At 66.1% G+C, this 17,514-nt stretch carries 15 protein-coding genes; 11 read left to right on the top strand and 4 right to left on the bottom strand.

The annotated features are described in order from the left end of the window. Positions 1-17 precede the first annotated feature (17 nt). From ABNF93_RS20780 to ABNF93_RS20745, 8 genes are all read left to right on the top strand, one after another. Positions 18-1,652 (top strand): ABC transporter substrate-binding protein, encoded by a 1,635-nt coding sequence (locus tag ABNF93_RS20780; protein WP_349329786.1) that lies wholly within the window; start codon positions 18-20, stop codon positions 1,650-1,652. An 87-nt stretch (positions 1,653-1,739) separates the two neighbouring features. Next, positions 1,740-3,428 carry an ABC transporter substrate-binding protein gene (locus ABNF93_RS20775; RefSeq protein ID WP_349329785.1) on the top strand — a complete coding sequence of 563 codons (1,689 nt, stop codon included), beginning with the start codon at positions 1,740-1,742 and terminating at the stop codon, positions 3,426-3,428. A gap of 10 nt (positions 3,429-3,438) precedes the next feature. Then, positions 3,439-4,479: a carbohydrate ABC transporter permease gene (locus tag ABNF93_RS20770; RefSeq protein WP_349329784.1), complete on the top strand. Its 1,041-nt coding sequence runs from the start codon at positions 3,439-3,441 to the stop codon at positions 4,477-4,479. 18 nt (positions 4,480-4,497) lie between these two features. After that, positions 4,498-5,520 (top strand): carbohydrate ABC transporter permease, encoded by a 1,023-nt coding sequence (locus ABNF93_RS20765; RefSeq protein WP_349329783.1) that lies wholly within the window; start codon positions 4,498-4,500, stop codon positions 5,518-5,520. A 12-nt stretch (positions 5,521-5,532) separates the two neighbouring features. After that, positions 5,533-6,663, top strand: coding sequence for an ABC transporter ATP-binding protein (locus ABNF93_RS20760; protein WP_349329782.1), 1,131 nt, complete (start codon positions 5,533-5,535; stop codon positions 6,661-6,663). A 48-nt stretch (positions 6,664-6,711) separates the two neighbouring features. Beyond that, positions 6,712-7,839 (top strand): ABC transporter ATP-binding protein, encoded by a 1,128-nt coding sequence (locus ABNF93_RS20755; protein ID WP_349329781.1) that lies wholly within the window; start codon positions 6,712-6,714, stop codon positions 7,837-7,839. A 24-nt stretch (positions 7,840-7,863) separates the two neighbouring features. Further along, on the top strand, positions 7,864-8,562 hold the full coding sequence (locus ABNF93_RS20750; protein WP_349329780.1) for a hypothetical protein: 699 nt from the start codon (positions 7,864-7,866) through the stop codon (positions 8,560-8,562). A gap of 196 nt (positions 8,563-8,758) precedes the next feature. After that, positions 8,759-8,899, top strand: a complete 141-nt coding sequence (locus ABNF93_RS20745; protein ID WP_349329779.1) for a hypothetical protein — start codon at positions 8,759-8,761, stop codon at positions 8,897-8,899. A 116-nt stretch (positions 8,900-9,015) separates the two neighbouring features. On the opposite strand, the gene ABNF93_RS20740 is transcribed toward ABNF93_RS20745, so the two are convergent. Beyond that, positions 9,016-10,263, bottom strand: coding sequence for a GntR family transcriptional regulator (locus ABNF93_RS20740; RefSeq protein WP_349329778.1), 1,248 nt, complete (start codon positions 10,261-10,263; stop codon positions 9,016-9,018). Positions 10,264-10,433: 170 nt separating this feature from the next. On the opposite strand from ABNF93_RS20740, the gene ABNF93_RS20735 reads away from it, so the two are divergent. From ABNF93_RS20735 to ABNF93_RS20725, 3 genes are read left to right on the top strand one after another with little or no spacing between them, the layout of a single operon-like run. Beyond that, positions 10,434-11,963, top strand: coding sequence for a substrate-binding domain-containing protein (locus tag ABNF93_RS20735; RefSeq protein WP_349329777.1), 1,530 nt, complete (start codon positions 10,434-10,436; stop codon positions 11,961-11,963). Next, a complete protein-coding gene (locus tag ABNF93_RS20730; protein WP_349329776.1) occupies positions 11,960-12,931 on the top strand; it encodes an ABC transporter permease in 972 nt (323 codons plus the stop codon). Before ABNF93_RS20735 ends, ABNF93_RS20730 begins: the two co-directional genes overlap by 4 nt. A 49-nt stretch (positions 12,932-12,980) precedes the next feature. Next, complete coding sequence (locus ABNF93_RS20725) at positions 12,981-13,928, top strand: carbohydrate ABC transporter permease (protein ID WP_349329775.1); 948 nt, start codon at positions 12,981-12,983, stop codon at positions 13,926-13,928. A gap of 31 nt (positions 13,929-13,959) precedes the next feature. Here ABNF93_RS20725 and ABNF93_RS20720 read toward each other — a convergent pair whose 3' ends face one another. The 3 genes from ABNF93_RS20720 to deoD all read right to left on the bottom strand — a co-directional run bounded on the left by ABNF93_RS20720 (position 13,960) and on the right by deoD (position 17,398). Further along, a complete protein-coding gene (locus ABNF93_RS20720) occupies positions 13,960-15,336 on the bottom strand; it encodes an alkaline phosphatase PhoX (protein WP_349329774.1) in 1,377 nt (458 codons plus the stop codon). Between the two features lie 339 nt (positions 15,337-15,675). Next, positions 15,676-16,521, bottom strand: coding sequence for a DUF1932 domain-containing protein (locus ABNF93_RS20715; RefSeq protein WP_349329773.1), 846 nt, complete (start codon positions 16,519-16,521; stop codon positions 15,676-15,678). Positions 16,522-16,675: 154 nt separating this feature from the next. Then, the gene (deoD, locus tag ABNF93_RS20710; RefSeq protein ID WP_349329772.1) at positions 16,676-17,398 is read right to left on the bottom strand and encodes a purine-nucleoside phosphorylase; all 723 of its coding nucleotides are present in this window, start codon (positions 17,396-17,398) and stop codon (positions 16,676-16,678) included. Positions 17,399-17,514: the final 116 nt, after the last annotated feature.

Genomic DNA, 17,514 nt, shown 5'->3' with positions numbered 1-17,514 from the left:
CCGGAGGTTCCTACCCCATGACGTTCCACGACGGCATCACCAGGCGGTCGCTGCTCAAGGGCATGGCTGGGGGCGGTGTGCTCGCCGTGGCCGGCGGTGCTCTGGCGTCCTGTTCCCGGGACGGTGGTGGATCGGGTGGTGCCGACATCGTGCTGACGACGGGCAACCGTCCGTACGGGCCGATGCCGACGGCGGCGGAGCAGAAGGCCAACCCGACGCTCAGGGCGTACGCCGAGGCGCTTTCGGCCTGGAGCAAGAAGAACCCTGGCATCACGATCAAGCGCCTCGACTTCGACACCGACAACCAGGAGCTGCTCGTCACCTCACTCGCCGGCGGTACGGCGCCGTCGATGTTCCCCGGCGACGTGGTCGGTGGCTGGAACCGCACCGCGGTCAAGGCGGCCATGGTGAAGGGTCTCGTCGCAGATGTCACCGACCACCTGGAGGAGCACAAGCTCCACGACAAGCTCGCCGACTACGCCAAGCCGATCTGGGACGGCTGGGCGATCGACGGCAAGTACTACGCGGCGCCCCTCGCCTACAACTGCGGCACCGGAATCCACTATCGCGCGGACCTGATCAAGGAGCTGGGGCTGAAGGAGCCCACGCCCGACTGGACCTGGGACGACGTACGCGAGCTGGCCAAGGGCCTCACCACGGACAAGCGCAAGGGGATCGGGCTGCAGAGCTGGGGTCTCGGCATGCGCATGGCGGCCGACGGTATGGGGATGTTCACCGAGATCCCGGCGCCGGAGACGACCTGGAACTGGAGGTGGGACTACACCACGAACGCCGACACGTGGGTCCCGCTCGTCGAGGGTGTCCGCGGAATGATCTTCGAGGACAAGTCGGTGCTGGCCGACGTCACGTTGAACGACCCCGACATCTGGAACGCCTTCATCGGCGGCACGGCAGCGATGCACAACAACTCGATGGTCTTCTTCACCAACAGTCCTGACGAGGACACGACCAACGTGGTCATGGAGAAGCGGTTCGACAAACCACTGGAGGAGCTCGTCGGCTGGATGACGCAGCCCATCGGCACCAACGGCCGGATCGGAACCACTCAAGGTCAGACGGACCTGTTGAGTTATTCGCCCGACCTCGACGAAGACGCGCTCGACGCCGCGGTCAACCTGCACACGTACATGTCCGGCGACGGTTACATCCTGCAGAAGAAGGCGATCTTCGACCAGACGAAAGACCCGCGCCGGATCTACGACTGGGCAAACGTCACACCGATCTTCGCGGGCATCGTCGAGGCGCTGCCCAGCTCTCCGGACGAGGCATGGGGAACCACGTTCATGGATGCCGTACGCCATGCCACCCAGATTCCCCTTGTTCCACAGACGTCGTGGTACTTCCCGGCCGAAGAGAACTCCGGACCCACCACCACGGCGTACGACGACGCAACGCAGAAGTGGTATTCCGAGGCCAAGGTCGACATCCGGGCTGACCTCGGAAACCTCGAGCAGACCCGCAACAAGCAGGCTGCGGATTTCACGTCCAGTGCCGCCGACGAGGAGTTCGTCGCGGCCGCGAAGAAGTACTACGGGGATCACGCGACGTACTGGGAGAAGAACGCTCCTGAGTTCTACCAGAACGTCTTCAAGGGTTGGTACGACCAGACCGTCGCTCCCGCGCTGGGCTGAGGTGTCGTACCGACACGGCTTGTTCGAATGGCCTTGTCTCGTAGGACTGGCCTCGTCTCGGAGGAACAAAGGGAGGGCTCGATCATCATGGGACTCTTGGGAAAGACCGCCTCGGCGGGTCAAGCGATGGGTGGTGTGTCGTCGCGTCGCGCTGTGCTGAAGGCGATGGCGGCAGGTGGGATGTTGGCCTTCGGTGGCGGGGCGCTCGCCTCGTGTTCGAGGGGCGGCGGTGACAGCGGCGCCGGCGAAGCAGTGGACGTCACTTTGACGACCTTCGACGGATGGCCGTTCGGTCGGATGCCGACGGCGGCGGAGCAGAAGGCCAACCCGAGCACCAAGGCGTACGCACAGGTACTGAAGCAGTGGCTGGACAAGAATCCAGGCGTCACGATCAAGAACTCCGCGCTCAACGTCTGGGACCAGGAGACGCTCACGACGGCGATCACCGGTGGCACGGCTCCGTCGGCGTACCCAGGCGACGTGATCGGTGGCTGGAACCGCGCGAACGTCCGTTCGGCCATGCTGCAGGGGCTCACGGCCGACGTGACCGAGTATCTCGAGGTAAACAACGTCGCCGACAAGCTCGAGAGCTACGTCAGCCCGATCTGGGAGAAGTGGGGCATCGACGGGAAGTTCTACGCGGCCCCCTGGCTCTACAATGTCGGGACCGGCATCCACTACCGGCGTGACCTCATCAACGAGTTGGGCCTGAAGGAGCCGACACCGGACTGGACCTGGGACGACGTCCGGGTGCTGGCCAAGGGTCTCACCAAGGGCAAGCGCAAGGGTTTCATGATGCAGGGCCAGGCCCTCAACGGCAGCCTGAACGCCGACGGCATGGACTTCCACGCCAAGGTGCCGGCGCCGGACACCGGGTGGAACTGGCGGTGGGACTACTCCGCCCAGGCCGACCTGTGGGTGCCGTTGATCGAACGGCTGCGGGCGATCATCTTCGAGGACCAGTCCGCACTCGCCGACATCTCCATGCCGGATGGTGACGTGCAGGCCGCGTTCGCCCGCGGCGACGCCTGCATGCACAGCAACAGCGTGGTCTTCTATACGGCCACGCCGGGCGGCGACAACCCGACGCCGTCCGACCTGGCCGACAAGCTGGGCAAGCCGATCGAGGACGTCGCTGGCTGGATGACCCAGCCCGTCGGCCTTGACGGCCGCGCCACGGGTACGCAGGGTCAGGTCGACCTGGTGGGCTTCTCACCTGACCTGGAAGACGATGCGCTCGACAAGGCGATCAGCTTGCTCCTGCACGTGCAGGGACCTGGCTGGATCGCCCAGCGCAAGGCAGTGTACGAGAGCACCAAGGATGCCCGGCGGGTCTACGACTGGCAGAACTTCATGCCGACCTACAAGGGCCTCCTCGACGAGGTGCCCAGCTCGCCGGACGAGGCGTGGGGCACCAAGTTCATGGACGAGGTGCGTCGGGCGGCCCAGATCCCGATCGCCCCCAACGAGGCGTTCTACTTCCCGCCCGAGCCCAACGCCGCGCCGACCGAGACCGCCCGCGAGGACATGACGTCGCGGTGGACGAGTGAACGCGGCACCCTCGACATCCGTGCGGACCTGAAGAAGCTGGACACGACCCGAAACCAGCAGGCGCAGAGCTTCACCTCCGGCGTCGCCGACGAGGAGTTCATCAAGGCCGCAAGCGGCTATTTCGAGGCGCATGCCAGCTACTGGCAGGAGAATGCACCGGACTACTACGAGAACGTGTTCAAGGACTGGTACGAAGGCACCGTGCTTCCGGCGTTGAAGGGGTGAACGTTCGCCTATGAGTAGTCAGCAGCCGACGGTCGGCGCGGGTGACCGCGCCGACCAGGGGGCCGACCAGGGGGCCGACCAGGGGGCCGACCAGGGAGCCGACCGGCCTGGCGAGGCGGAACGGTCCGGAGACGGCGCCGGCCCGCCGTTGGGGTCACCCGACATCGCGACCGTCGCGCCGACGTCGCACAGGCTGAGCCGTCGGCGCCGGCTCGAGGGAGGACTCTTCGTCGCGCCGGCGTTCCTCTTCCAACTCTCGTGGGGTTGGTATCCGCTGCTGATGGCGTTCGTGATCAGCCTGACCAACGCCCGCTTCCGGGGCCCGATCGAGTTCACCGGGCTGGAGAGCTACATCCGGATGTGGAACGACCCCCTGGTGGGTCAGGCGTTCAAGGTCACGGCGATCTATGCCGCGTTGAGCCTCGCGCTGACGTTCATGATCCCGATCGTGGTCGCGATCCTGCTGATGGAGATGCCGAAGCGGCACATCCGCTGGATGATGCTGCTGTGGTTCCTGCCGTTGTCGGGCATCGCGAGCACGCTGCTGTTCCGCTACATGTTCAACGCGCAGTACGGCCTGTTCCAGTACATCGCGACCGAGTGGCTTGGCCTTCCTCCGCAGCCGTTCCTGAACTCCAGCGACCAGGTGCTGTTCTGGCTGGTGTTCCCGGGAATCCTGTTCTTTGGTCCGGGCCTGATCTACATGGCGACGTTGCAGGGAATTCCGGCGTCGTACTACGAGGCGGCCGAGATCGAAGGCGCCGGTTTCTGGCGCAAGGTGTGGACGATCTCGCTGCCTCGGCTGCGTCCGGTCATCTCGATGCTGTTGATCTTCGCCGTCATCGGATCGTCGCAGGTGTTCGAGTTTCCGTTGATCATGACCGGCGGCGGACCGGGTGGCGCGAGCCGTACGGTCGTCATGTATCTCTACGACCTGCTGCGCAGCCTGCGCTATGCGGATGCGACGGCACTCGGCGTGTTCCTGTTCGTCGTGACGATGGCACTGGTGATCATCCAGCGCCGGTTCTTCCGCGAAGATCCCGACACGTAAAGGAGGGGAGACCAAGCGATGCTGTTCCCACGCGTGGGGCGGAAGCAGCCGGTCATCCGGATCGCATGGTGGCTGGTCGTCGCGTTCTTGTGCCTCGGTATCACCCTGCACCTGTTCCCCTTCTATTTCATGCTGATCACGTCGTTCAAGTCCGGTGAGGAGGTCCTGCAGTTTCCGCCGACGTGGTTCCCGCAGGACGCCACACTCGCCGGCTGGCGGCTGGTGGTGAGCCTTGTCCAGGGCTCCAACACGGCGGCGGAGTCGCTGATGGACGGGCCGTTCTGGCTGTTCTTCCTCAACTCCGTGCAGATCACGTTCTGGACGTTGATCCTCGGCATCCCGATCACGTCCCTTGCGGCCTACGCCAACAGCAAGCTCCAGAAAGGACCACTGGCCAGGTGGTCGTTCCTGTTCTTCATCGGCACGCTGATGATGCCGGCGGCGTTGACGCTGATCCCCAACTTCCTGCTGACCCGGAACTTCCCGTTCGCCTTGCCGGACGTGCCGACCATTCCCGGGACGGACCTGGAGTTCCCGAGCGTGCGCATCTGGGACACGCACTGGGCGGTGATCCTGCCCATCGTGTTCCAGGCGTTCAACTTCCTGCTCTTCAAGGGGTTCTTCGACACGATCCCGGACTCGGTCATCCAGGCGGCACGGGTCGACGGCGGTTCGGAGTTCAACATCTTCCGCCGGATCGTGCTGCCGATGAGTGTGCCCGTCTACGCGGTGGCGATCTGGGGTGCGTTCAGTGGGGCGTGGGATCAGTTCCTCTGGCCACTGATCGTGTTGCAGACGCCGGAGAAGATGCCGGCCTCGGTCGAGATCTACCTGCTCCTAGAACGATTTACCCAGGCGGGCGCCACCAATGCCGAACAGGCGTCCGCCCAGGCCCAGCAGATGCAGGAGATCTTGTCCGCGGGCATGTCGTGGAACGGCCTGATGGTGCTGGGCATCCTGCAGTCGCTGCCGGTGTTCATCGCGTTCATCGTCTGCCGCGAGTACCTGCTCAAGGGTATTCGCCTGCGTGGCCTGAAGTGAGGTGAGGTACTCGTGGCGAGAATCGATGTCGACCAGGCGGTCAAGCGGTATGCCGCCGAGCGGATCGTCGACCTGGAGTCGTCGAGGGAGCGTCCGGCCTTGAACGGTGTCAGCCTGCAGGTCGCCGACGGTGAGACCGTCAGCGTGGTCGGCTCGTCCGGCTGTGGCAAGTCCACCCTGCTCAAGGTGGTGGCGGGCCTTGAGTATCCCGACGCCGGTCGGGTGCTCTACAACGGTGCGGACGTCACCCAGGTACGTCCACAGGAACGCGGCGTGGGCATGGTGTTCCAGGACTACGCGCTCTATCCGTCGATGAAGGGGCAAGGCAACCTTGCCTACTACTTCGAGGTACGCCACAAGACCGAGGAGGAGAAGGAGCAGCGGCTGCGGGAGACCGCCGACCGGATGGGCATCGGGTTCGAGCACCTGCTCGGCCGGGTCCCCACCACGCTCTCCGGCGGCGAGCAGCAGCGGGTCGCGATCGCGCGCTGTATCGTGCGTGAGCCGCAGCTGTTCCTCATGGACGAGCCGATCTCCAACCTCGACGCGAAGCTGCGGGAGCAGACTCGGATCGAGATCCGGCGCCTGCTGAAGAAGTTCGCGATCACCACTCTCTACGTCACCCATGACCAGCAGGAAGCGATCTTCATGGGTGACCGGATCGCGGTGATGCGCGACGGCGACATCGAGCAGATCGGCACCTTCGACGACCTCTACTACACCCCGGCGAACCTGTTCGTCGCCACGTTCATCGGCTCGCCTCCGATGGCCGTGCTGCCGGCGTACGTCGACGGTGGTGAGGTGACTGTCGGCGGTGGCGAGGCGGCGCGGTGGCAGCTGCCGTTCGAGTTGGCTCAGCAGGTCCCGGTCGGCCCGGTCAGGATCGGCGTACGCGCCGAGGGTTGGCGGCTCGACACCTCCGACGGCGCGCGGATGCCGGTGCGGCACCTGGAGCGGATTCCCACCGAGCGAGCCAGCTTCGTCTACGGCAACCTCGACGGTGCCAATGTCGCCGTGACGGCGCCGGTGGACTACCCGGATACGGCGGAGGTGCGCGTCACCCCGGACTGGGAGCGGGCGTACTTCTTCGCCGCCGACAGCGAGGAACCTGTCCACCTGCCCGGCGTACTCGAACTCTTCTAGGGGCGTCTCCGTCATGGGCTGCCCGAAGAACTGGCGAGGAGTGAAGCTGTGAACGCGATCGCGGTCGAGGACCTGGTGAAGCAGTTCGACGAGAAGCGTGCCGTCGACCAGGTGAGTTTCGGGATCACCGAGGGCGAGTTGCTGGTTCTCGTCGGGCCGTCCGGGTGTGGCAAGACGACGACTCTCCGGCTGCTCGCCGGGCTCGAGCCGGCGACTGGCGGCGAGATCAGGTTCGGCGACAAGGTGGTCAACGAGATCCGGCCGAAGGATCGCAACGTCGCGATGGTGTTCCAGGACTACGCGATCTTCCCGCACATGACGGTGTTCGAGAACATCGCCTACGGCCTGCGGTCGCGCCGGACACCACGCCGTACGGTGCGTGAACGGGTGCCGGAGGCGGCGAAGACGTTCCGGATCGAGCACCTGCTGGAACGCAAGCCCCGACAGCTCTCCGGAGGTGAGCGCCAGCGGGTCGCGCTGTCACGGGCGATGGTGCGGCATGCGTCGCTGTATCTCTACGACGAGCCTCTGTCCAATCTCGACGCCCAGCTTCGCTACCAGGCACGCGAGGACATTCTCACCCTCCACCGGGAGAAGCGGAAGCCGACCGTCTACGTCACCCACGACCAGGCCGAGGCGATGGCACTCGGCGACCGGATCGCGGTGATGAACGCCGGCAAGATCCAGCAGATCGGCACCGGGCCGGAGCTCTACGACACGCCGCACAACCTGTTCGTGGCGTACTTCATCGGCACTCCGAGCATCAACCTCTTCGAGCTGGTGTTGGAGGCCGCGCCCGACCGGGACAACGGCATCGTCGCCACCGGTGGCGGTGTCGCGTTGCACCTCCATCCGGACATGACCGAACGGATGCGCCGGCACCTCGGCAGGACGGTGAAGGTCGGCGTTCGTCCCGAACACCTGCACGTGCCCAGGATGGCGCCGTTCGAGGTCACCGACGACAACACGCTGCGTGGGATCGTCAACCTCGTCGAGCCCACCGCCGCGGGAAGCACGGTCTACCTCAGCACCGCGGAGCAGACCGACTTCGTGGCGACGTTCAAGGTGCGGCTGCCGACCAGCTATCTCGACCAGGAAGTTCCGCTCGGCGTGGACATGAGCAAGGTCCACATCTTCGACGCCGCGAGCGGAGAATCGCTGTCTGGCAAGGCATGAGGGGTTATCGAATGGGCGCCGGCGATGCCGTTTCTGGATGACACGGGTCCGCGCGACGAGCGGCGGGGTCCGATCTGGGCGGCCTTCGCCACCGTCTCGTCGCAGGTCGAACGCCTGGTAGCCGCCAATCTCGGTTGGGCGCTGCAACTGGTGCCCGGCCTACTGGCGTTGGCGTTTCCGCAACTGCCTAGCTGGTTGCGGATCGTCTTCGCGCTCTACTCCGCGACGGCACTGCCGCCGGCCACTGCCGTGCTCTTCGGGATCGCCGCCGAGGCCTGCCGGGGCCAGCACGTCGACCTGGGACTCGCCGGCGAACTGCTTCGTGAGTACGCCGTGCGGAGCGCGCGCACGTTGGCCCCGCTCTACGGCACCTTCGGGATCCTGATCTGGGTGGCTGTGCTCGCCGATGCCCGGGATCTCGCCCCGGTCGTCGTGGTGCTCACCCTGGTCACGCTGCTGTGGTCGGTGTGTGCGACGTACTGGGGTCCGCTGTTCGTCGCGAAGCCCGACCTGTCCATGGTGGCGCTGGCCCGGGAGTCGGTGCGGCTCACCCGGCGCCGTCCGGAGGGGACACTGGCGACGTGGGCGATGGTCGGCGTGTCGTGGATCGTCGGTGCCGTGTCGATCGGCGGACTCGTCCTCATCGTGCCGATGTTCGTCGCGACCCTGCAGACCCACCGCTACCGCGAGGCCGCCGGAGTGGCGCCCCGCCGGGCCGGATGAGGGGACGTCGAAGGGATGGCGATCAGGACTGTCGGTAGCCGCACCTAGTATCCGGTCATGCGTTCGAACTCGCCGTCGGCATAGTGCGAACGGCGGCTTCCCGAGCATCGTGCTCCGGTGGCGGCCGCTATGAGTCGGCGGGCAAGGACGTGGAGGGGCTGGCAGGCCAGTGTTCCGACGGGGAGGAGCCCCTGCCATGCGTCATCTCGACCAAGCCCGGGAATACCTGATGTGGTACGAAGCCCATCGCGAGCGCTGGGTCGCCGTGCCGGTGAATCGTGAAGGCGGTGTCATCATCGACAGCGAATACGACCTGGTCGTCGTCCTCGACCTCTGACCCGGGTCCCCGACCCTGCCTGCCCGCGCGCCGCCGCTCCACGGTGCCGGCGTCGCGGCAGGCAGGGCGTGGGAGGCTGCGAGTCGACGGCATCGGCGAACCGGTGGACCCGTCTTCTAAGGAGTGTCCGCAGTGACGACGCGGAGGTAGCCGGGGGCGGACTGTCGGGTGCGCAGGCGGATCGGCAGCACCACATGGTGCATGTCGCGGTAGGGCTCACCGCTCGACATCCGCGTGTGCAGCAGCCGTGCGGCCCGTTCGCCCATCTCCCGCGACGGTAACGCCGCGGCCACCGCGGTGAGCGGGAAGATGTCGAACGGTCCGGCATCGTCCATGCCGGCGAGGTCGATGTCGCCGGGCACGTCATGCCCGAGGGCGACCAGATCCTCGACGGCCTGCGCGAGCGCGAATCCGTTGCCACACAGCAGCACGGTCGGGGGATCCGGGCTGTCCAGGAGCGACGCCACCAGCCCGTCCTCGGTCGGATGGGTGGGGCGTACGTATCTGCGCAGCACGGTGAGCTCGGGTCTCGTCGGGACCTGGTGGTCGCGCAGCGCCTTGAGGTGTCCGGCCAGCCGGTCCCGCACGCTGGTGCAGTCGGTCTCGTCGCACAGCAGCGCGATCCGTTCGTGGCCGAGCTGGATGAGTTTCCTCGTCACCTCGTACCCCACGGCCAGGTTGTCCGCGACGACGGCATCGGTCGCGACATCAGTGCGGTAGCGGTCGACGGTGACGAGCGGGATGCCCTGCTGCCGGGCCTCCGCGAAGAGGGCGGGGTCGGCACCTCGCTCGGCGGGATAGAGCACGATGCCGCTCACGTCGGCGGCGATCGCGCTGCGGATCGCCTGCGTCTCGCGTTCGCCGGAGTTCTCCGTGTGGGTCAGGAACATCCGGTAACCCAGCTCGTTGCAGGTGGCTTCGAGACCGCCAAGGAGCTGGGTCACGTGAGTGCCGTCGACGTACTGCAGGATGCACGCCACGGTCTTCTGCCGGCGCCCGCCTCCCAAGCTGCCCGCGCCGCTCGGGTCTGAGTCGGCGTCCGTGTCGGTAGCCGCATTGGTGGCCGGGTCGGTACCCATGCCTTCGGCAGGGCCGGGGATCATGGAGTCAGGCCCCATGGATGCCGGCGGCCGGTCAGCCACGAAGGTGCCACTGCCCTGGCGGCGGACGAGCAGACCGTCTCCGACGAGGGCGTTGAGCGCACGCACAGCGGTGGTCGTGCTGACACCGAAACGCTCGCAGACCTCTCGTTCGGTGAGGAAACGACTACCTGGTGTGTAGGTGTTGTTGCTCAGATCCTCGGCCAGCGCCTGCGTGACCTGTTCGTACAGCGGGATCCGCCCCGCCCCACGTGCCACGGTCATCGATGCCGCATTCTCGCGTGTCCGTTCCGATTTACCATGTTGACCTTCCGGCAGTGGACAGGGATCGGGCCAGCCGCGGCCGACCTCATTGACATGTTGACACATGAATTTTAGGTTTCGGGCGTCGCTCAGGTTGCCAACGATGCCCACACCGAGAAGAGGGTCCGCTCATGGTCAGCCGTCGTCAATTCCTCTCCGGCGCCGCCGTTCTCGCCACCGTGACCGTCGCCGGCTGTGCAGGCAAGGACGACGGTGCCGGGGGAGGGGACGGGGCCGTCAGCTTCACCTACCTCAGACCGACCTGGGGCCCCGCGACCTATACCAAGGACGGACCGTTCGAGAAGGCGTTGGAGAAGCAGGGCAAGGCCGACATCGATGTGCAGATCATTCCGGTCATCGACTACGACACGAAGGTCAACACCATCCTCGCCTCGGGCGACATTCCCGATGTCATCTGGGGATCGGGCCCGAGTTCGGCGACGTGGAAGGAAGCGCAGGACGAAGGTGCCTTCCTCCCGATCGACGACTACCTCGAGCAGTATCCCGCCCTGCGTGAGGCCGTGCCGGAGAGCATCTGGAAGATCCTCAAGGACGAGAACGGCGACACTTACTTCATTCCCAATCTGATCTGGCCGCAGGTGCCGTTCTTCCTCTGCTATCGCGAGGATCTGTTCGAGAAGGCGGGCATCGAGCCGCCGACCACCGTCGACGAGTTCGCCCCGACCGTCGCGAAGGTCAAGTCGGCATTCCCCGAACAGGTGCCGTTCACCATGGGGTACGAGTGGAGCGCGAAGGAGATCGCCACGTCGTTCGGTGTGAGCATGTTCAGCTGGGAGCCGTCGCCGGCCGACCCGGACCTGCTCATCCCGTGGTACATGAAAGAGCCGGAAGTCGACATGTACTTCTGGTTCCAGGATCTGCACAAGCGCGGTCTGCTCGATCCCGACTACGGCGTCAACAAGGAACCCAACTTCGCCGACGACAAGTTCAAGGCCGGCAAGTCGGTCATGGTGATCTCGCACTGGTCATCGATCCCGGACGCGACGACCCAGCTCAGGTCGATCGACAAGAATGCCAAGGTCGGTGTCGTCTCGCCGCTGGGTGAGCTCGGTGGGAACCGTCTCGTCTTCCCGGTCGACCGCGGCTTCTACGTATCCGGGACGATGGAGGATCCCGACGGCTTCTTCCGGTTCCTCAACTGGACGCTCACCGACGGCTCCGAGCTTCGCCGCTGGGGAATCAGGGACAAGACGTTCACCGTCAGCGAAGATGGCAAGGAGCCGATCCCCGACAACGAACGCGAGAAGGCGTTCCAGGGGCCGCAGTTGGAGCCCATGGGCTTTCTCGGTCCGTTCAGCGAGAAGCTCGACTGGGACATCACCAAGCTGGCCTTCGAGGCCGCCAAGATCCCTGACCGCTTCGACTACGTCAAGGGGAAGTTCGACGAGTACTGCGCCCAGGACTACCCGGACTATCGCGACCCGACGGTCAGGTCGGCGGTCGAGGACAAGAAGGGCACCCAGCTCTACGAGGATTATCTGCAGAAGGTCGCCCAGTCCACGATCATCAACCACGACGTGAGTCGTGACGACTGGCGCAAGGCCGTGGACAAGTGGCGGGCAGCTGGCGGTGATCAGATCATCGACGAGATCAACACCGCGCAGAAGGACAAGTCCAAGCCTTCCTACATTCCCCGATGACGTCGACGATCCGCTCGCCAGCGGGGGCGAGGGTGGCGACCGGACCGCGGCCCCGCGGCGGGCGGCTCCAGCGCAAGGCGACCGAGGTCTGGCGCTACCGCTGGATCTACGCCCTCATCCTGCCGACAGTCCTCTACTTCGTGATCTTCGCGTACCTGCCGATGATCGGGTTGCAGATCGCGTTCAAGGACTACAAGGTCTTCCGCGGTATGTGGGAGAGCCCGTGGGTGGGCCTCGAGCACTTCCAGGTGATGTTCTCCTCGGAGAAGTTTCCCCAGCTCATCAAGAACACCCTGCTGATCAGTTTCTACCGCATCGTGTTCGGCTTTCCGGTGCCGATCATCTTCGCCCTGCTGCTGAACGAAGTACGCCGGATGTGGTTCAAGCGCGGCGTGCAGACAGTGACGTACTTCCCGCACTTTCTTTCCTGGGTGGTCTTCGCCGGGATCGTCATCAACATCCTCGGGCCCACCGGACTGTTGAACACGTTGATCATCGAATCCGGTGGGGATCGGGTCAACTTCATGACCAACCCCGACACGTTTCGGTCCGTCGTCGTCATCACCGGCATCATGAAGGAGTTCGGCTGGGGCGCGATCATCTATCTCGCCGCACTCTCCGGAATCGACGCCCAGCTGTACGAAGCGGCCCGCGTCGACGGTGCCGGCAAGCTACGACAGATCTGGCATGTGACGCTGCCCGGCCTGCGACCGGTGATGGCAGTGCTTCTCGTGCTGTCACTCGGCAGCCTGCTCGACGCGGGCTTCGACCAGATCTTCCAGTTGCAGAACGCCGCGGTCCTCGAGGTCGGCGACATCATCGACACCTACGTCTACCGGGTCGGGCTGCTCGAGGCGCAGTTCGAACTGGCCACCGCCGTGGGGCTCTTCAAGGGTGTGGTCGGGCTGGTGATGATCGTCACGGCCAACCATGTCCTGCGCCGGCTTGGACAGCGGTCCATCTGGTGAGCGAGCGATCGGTGGCCACGGACCTCGCAATGGTGAACGGAGGCAGGAAATGACGACGACTCCGGTGACCGACGCCAACCTCACCTCCGGAAAGGAGGTCGCGCCGCGCCGATCCCATCTCGACCGGAACCCGTGGTGGGCCGACACGACGATCCACGTCGTCCTGATTGTGCTCGGGCTCGTGACGCTGCTCCCGATGGTCAACATCCTGGCGAAGTCGCTGAGTTCGGGCACCGCGATCTCGGCCCACCCGTTGATGTTGCTGCCCAGGTCGCTGACGGTCGAGGCGTATCTCTACATCTTCGAGACTCCGGTCCTCATGCGCTCGTTCGCCATCACGGTCTTCGTCACCGTGGTGGGGACGGCACTCAACCTGTTCTTCACGACGACCGCGGCGTACGGCCTGTCGAAGACCTACATCCCCGGCTACCGCTTCCTGATGTGGCTCGTCATCATCCCGATGCTCTTCGGCGCGGGCCTGATCCCGACCTACCTCCTACTCAAGGGGCTGGGACTCATCAACAGTATCTGGGTGCTGATCGTCGTCGGGCTGGTGTCACCGTTCAACCTCATCCTGATGCGGAACTTCTTCTGGAGCCTGCCGCCGGAGATCGAGGAGTCCGCACGCATCGACGGTGCGTCGGACCTGCAGGTGCTCTGGCACATCGTGCTGCCGTTGTCGAAACCGGTGATCGCGACGATCGGACTCTTCTACGCGGTCGCCCACTGGAACGACTTCTTCACCGGCCTGTTCTTCCTGACCGACAGCTCGAAATGGCCGCTGCAGGTGGTGATGCGGTCGATCATCATCGACCAGAGCATGCTCGGCATGGGCGGCGGCAACGCACCGACGAACGACCTGCAGAGGCTCATCGTCTCCGCCGACAACATCCGGGCCGCGACGATCATCTTCTCGATCATCCCGATCCTGCTGGCCTACCCGTTCCTGCAGCGGTACTTCGTGAAGGGCATCATCCTCGGCGCCGTCAAGGGCTGAGCCTCCGCGGAAGCCCAGCCCAGGCAGGAAGTCAGCGCTGGCGCTGCCACGGACCGGTGATGGCGAACGTTGTTCCCGGGTTGTAGCAGTTGGCGTAGAGCGTCTGGCCGTCGGCGGAGAAGTCGACACCGGCGAACTCGCCGTACGACGGTGCCTGCGGGGTCCCGACATTCTGTCGGTTGCGGGCGAGGGGGAACACCTCGCCGCTCCCGGTGACGCCCAGCAGGTGTTGTTCTCCACCAGCGTCCTCGGCCAGCATCAACCCACCGTACGGCGACAGGCAGATGTTGTCCGGGCCCTCTCCCGGTACGTCGTCGTCGGGCTCGTAGCGGAAGATCAGGCTCAGCTCGAGGATGTTGCTGTCGGGGACGTACCGCCAGACCTGACCATCGTGGTCAGCGGTCGATCCGTCCTCGCTCCTCGCGAAGCTGGCGACGAAGTAGACGCTGTCGTTGCCCCAGTAGCAGCCCTCGAGCTTCTGCGAGTGCGTGATGCCGCCCGGACCGAAGTCCTGGAACCGGATCGGCACGGTCTCGGCCAACGGATCAGGTACGTCCACCCATTCGATACCGTCGAAGCGCGCACCGACCTCGGTCACCACGGACAGGTCGGTGACGCCAGGCAGCCGCATCGCCTGCAGCGTGCCGCCGGCGCGCAGGCTGCCGTAGCCGCCGAGCGGCTTCTCCGGAAGGAACCGGTAGAACAGCCCGAACGGATGGTCGAAGGCGTCCTCGGTCTCGTAGACGACGCCCGTCCGCGGATCCGTCGCCGTCGCCTCGTGCGCGAAGCGGCCCATCGCCTCCAGGGGAGTGGGGTCGGCGTTGCGGGCGTTGTCGTACGGATCGACCTCGAAGATCCAGCCGTGCGACAGCTCGCTGCCGGCGGGGCTCGCCTCGGTCTCCTCACAGGTCAGCCAGGTCCGCCAGGGCGTGAGGCCCCCGGCGCAGTTGACGAACGAGCCTCCGAGGCTGACGTACTCCTCCTTCAGTTCTCCACGCGCCGAGATCTCCAGCGTGGTGGTGCCACCGGGACCCAACGGGTCGTACGTATGGGAGGCCGGGCCCGGCACACGATGGGCCACGTTCTCGCGGCACTCGTGGTTGCGGACCAGGATGGTTCCGCGCCCATGCCGGCCGGGAAACGCCGCCTGCCCGTCGAAACGGCTGGGCACAGTGCCGCCACCGGAACGCAGGGGTTCACCCTCACGGCTCAGGATGCGGTAGGAGAAGCCGCTGGGAAGATCCAGGTAGCCACGCGGATCCTCCACCAGCGGGCCGTAGCCTGTCGCCGGGCCGCGGCTGCCGGCGGCGGGGTTGGCGGCGAAGAGCGACTCGACCGCGCCCGCCACGACCACGCCCAGGCCCACACCTCCGGATCGGTTCAGCAGATCACGTCGCGTTATGGCCATATGCCGCCTCCGCTCGTCGTCGTCCGCCGTTCTGGCCGCGTGCGTCTGACAAGGCACTGGGGTCACGTATGCGCTCGCCGCGAACCAGCCGACGATCGTTCTGCGTGTCCTGCGAAGGATGCTCGCCAACTTTCCTGCTGGCAAGGCGAACCGGTGACCGAACCCTGTCGCGTCCGGCCAGCTGAGACCCCCAGGTCACCTCCGAGCGGAGCACCGTATCAGGCGACTCCTGTGGGAACCACGCATCGAGTCGGCCGGGCGGAGACCCCGCCGGCCGGTGGAAACTCGCCGGCCGGTGGAAACTCGTCGGCCGGTGGAAACTCGTCGGCCGGTGGAAATCTAGTCGGCCGGCGGAAGGAGAAGCGTGTCGACGACGGCGGCCAGGACGTCATCAGGCGCGGTGCCAGTCGGCCGCGGCGAGCGGGCGAAGACCTCAGCGGCTGCCTGGTGGAAGCCCTCCGGTAGACCGGCGGCGGCGAAGGTAGCCGCGATCTCCTCCATTTCGCCGCGCCAGCGCCAGCCCTTGTCGTGAGCGGCCCGAGCGGCTCCGGCACTGCGGTCGACGAGGGCGGACTGCGACTGCTCCCACTCGGCGACCAGCCCTGCGTCGACCCCCTCCCGGGTCGCCACCGCACGGATCGCGAGCAGGAGCGCGCTGGTGCCTTTCGTCCAGGCGGCGTAGCACATCTTGAGTGCGGAGGCGAGTCCCACGTCGTCGCCCACGTTGCGGACGCCGAGAACCGTGCCCTCGAACAGGTCCACCACGGAGTCCGCGTGCGCGCCGGACACGTAGAGGCGGGTCGTACCCTCGCGTTCAGGCGGTCCGCCGATGATCCCGCCGTCGACCATGCGTCCGCCGCCCGCCTCGATCAGCGAGCCGACCTCGCGCGCGGTCGTCGGGGACACCGCGTTGGCGTCGACATAGGTGCCGCGATAGCCGGCGAACTCGCCGGCGACCTCCTTCGCCGCGTGCGGCGGGCAGATCGACAGGACGAACGCACAGTCGCGGGCAAGGGCGGCCGGTGTGGCCGCGTCGGTCATTCCCGCCCATTCCGCGCGCGCCCGCGTTTCCGCGCTGCGGCCGCTCGAGGCGTAGAGCACCTCGTGGCCACGTAGCGCGAGCTGCCGGCCGACGGCCGAGCCCATGTCGCCGGGATGGAGTACGCCGATCGTCACCGTGTCCACGCCGGAACCCTAATGCGTACAGGCGTCCTGGCGGCACCCCCGGTTTGGCTGTTGGATGGGGACGCGCTCATGCGGCGTGCCGTTGGATAGGAGTGCCCCTCAGTCGGCGTTGCGCACGTACGCCAGGGCGACGGCCTGTGGCGACGAGGCGTCGCTAGGACCGCTGAGGAACGCTTCGGATGACGGTCTCCAGCGCGAGCTCGGCCATGGTCGCGAACGTCCGCTCGCGTTCCAGCGCGGTCGTCGCCTCGCCGGTGGGGATCTGGTCGCTCACCGTCAGGATCGTGAGCGCCCTGGCCCCGAACTTCGCCGCCAGCGTGTAGAGCAGGTTCGTCTCCATGTCGACCGCGACCACTCCGTGGTCAGCCAGGCGCTGTAGGAGCTCCGGGCGGTCGGAATAGAACGCGTCGACCGACGCCACGGGCTTCACCTGCGCCGCGACATCCCGCTCGACGGCGACGTCATAGGCCGTACGCAGCAGGTCGAAGTCCGCTGCCGGGGCGAAGTCGACACCCTCGAACCGGACCCGGTTCATCGCCGAGTCCGTCGACGCCGTGATCGCGAGCACGATCGCGCGGAGCGGAAGCCAGTCGACCAGGGCGCCGCAGGACCCCACGCGGACAAGGGTGCGTACGCCGTAGTCCGCCATCAGCTCGTGGACGTAGATCGCCAGCGACGGGTGACCCATGCCGGTGCCCTGGACCGAGATTCGTTGTCCGGCGTAGTTGCCGGTGAATCCCAGCATGTTGCGTACGGTCGAATAGCACTTCGCGTCCTGCAGGTAGGTCTCGGCGATCCACCGGGCCCGCAACGGGTCGCCCGGCAGGAGGACGGTCTCGGCGATCTCGCCGGGCTTCGCGCCGATGTGGATGCTCATGGCCGGCGATCCTGCCAGACCGGACCGACCACTCCCACCGGTCAGCCCGGGCCGGTCACCGGTGGTGCTCGCTGCCGGGACGACCGGTTGAGGCCGGTGCCCTCCGTCCACTGGAC

It is taken from the genome of Actinopolymorpha sp. B9G3 (genome assembly GCF_040120725.1).
GTDB lineage: Bacteria > Actinomycetota > Actinomycetes > Propionibacteriales > Actinopolymorphaceae > Thermasporomyces.
Note: the sequence above shows the minus strand (reverse complement) of the source record. Positions and strands in the feature narration are given on the sequence as shown.

What these genes read in the sequence shown, in the direction of transcription:
- ABNF93_RS20780 (WP_349329786.1), top strand. Translation starts at nt 18, where the DNA reads ATGACGTTCCACGACGGCATCACCAGGCGGTCGCTGCTCAAGGGCATG.
- ABNF93_RS20775 (WP_349329785.1), top strand. Translation starts at nt 1,740, where the DNA reads ATGGGACTCTTGGGAAAGACCGCCTCGGCGGGTCAAGCGATGGGTGGT.
- ABNF93_RS20770 (WP_349329784.1), top strand. Translation starts at nt 3,439, where the DNA reads ATGAGTAGTCAGCAGCCGACGGTCGGCGCGGGTGACCGCGCCGACCAG.
- ABNF93_RS20765 (WP_349329783.1), top strand. Translation starts at nt 4,498, where the DNA reads ATGCTGTTCCCACGCGTGGGGCGGAAGCAGCCGGTCATCCGGATCGCA.
- ABNF93_RS20750 (WP_349329780.1), top strand. Translation starts at nt 7,864, where the DNA reads ATGCCGTTTCTGGATGACACGGGTCCGCGCGACGAGCGGCGGGGTCCG.
- ABNF93_RS20745 (WP_349329779.1), top strand. Translation starts at nt 8,759, where the DNA reads ATGCGTCATCTCGACCAAGCCCGGGAATACCTGATGTGGTACGAAGCC.
- ABNF93_RS20740 (WP_349329778.1), bottom strand. Translation starts at nt 10,263, where the DNA reads ATGACCGTGGCACGTGGGGCGGGGCGGATCCCGCTGTACGAACAGGTC.
- ABNF93_RS20735 (WP_349329777.1), top strand. Translation starts at nt 10,434, where the DNA reads ATGGTCAGCCGTCGTCAATTCCTCTCCGGCGCCGCCGTTCTCGCCACC.
- ABNF93_RS20730 (WP_349329776.1), top strand. Translation starts at nt 11,960, where the DNA reads ATGACGTCGACGATCCGCTCGCCAGCGGGGGCGAGGGTGGCGACCGGA.
- ABNF93_RS20725 (WP_349329775.1), top strand. Translation starts at nt 12,981, where the DNA reads ATGACGACGACTCCGGTGACCGACGCCAACCTCACCTCCGGAAAGGAG.
- ABNF93_RS20720 (WP_349329774.1), bottom strand. Translation starts at nt 15,336, where the DNA reads ATGGCCATAACGCGACGTGATCTGCTGAACCGATCCGGAGGTGTGGGC.
- deoD (WP_349329772.1), bottom strand. Translation starts at nt 17,398, where the DNA reads ATGAGCATCCACATCGGCGCGAAGCCCGGCGAGATCGCCGAGACCGTC.